Here is a 529-nt window from a genome sequence, read left to right as displayed (position 1 = left end):
TAATAATATCATTTCTAAAATCTTATAATTACTTCTTTTAACATTATACTATTTATTTCATTAATCACAATATTTAAATATTATAAAAAAAGAGATTATGCTTAAAGCAATATAACCTCTTTTTTATACTTAAATAAACTATAATATTCTATTTGTATTCTAATCTTCTTTTTTTACTTTATTATATAATTTTTCTGTTTTAGTTCTATTAGAACCGCTATCTCTAGCTCCTATGTGTAATCCATCCTTTATACCTAATTCAGAACCCTGTTCAGAATACATTTTTCTCATTTCAGCTTTTGTTTTAGGTCTATCTTTAAGTCTATTTTTATTATTATCCATAATAAACTAATCCTCCTATAAAAAATTCTTATGATTAATTTATCCAAAGTTTTAATTCATATTCTACTTTGATATTATGAAATATTTGCAGAATTCATATCCTTACAATTTCGTTCTATAATAATTATTTTTATTATTATTATTTTGAATATATTTATCCTCTATTAAACTTTATTACTATATAATA

Annotated in this window: 1 protein-coding gene; it reads right to left on the bottom strand. The window is 19.7% G+C overall.

All coding sequences use genetic code 11. The features are described 5' to 3' along the window. Nucleotides 1–159: 159 nt before the first annotated feature. Complete coding sequence (locus tag G3997_RS01800; protein ID WP_296647157.1) at nucleotides 160–342, bottom strand: hypothetical protein; 183 nt, start codon at nucleotides 340–342, stop codon at nucleotides 160–162. Nucleotides 343–529: the final 187 nt, after the last annotated feature.

The organism is Romboutsia sp. 13368, from assembly GCF_018336475.1.
Lineage (GTDB): Bacteria > Bacillota > Clostridia > Peptostreptococcales > Peptostreptococcaceae > Romboutsia.
Note: the sequence above shows the minus strand (reverse complement) of the source record. Positions and strands in the feature narration are given on the sequence as shown.

What these genes read in the sequence shown, in the direction of transcription:
- G3997_RS01800 (WP_296647157.1), bottom strand. Translation starts at nt 342, where the DNA reads ATGGATAATAATAAAAATAGACTTAAAGATAGACCTAAAACAAAAGCT.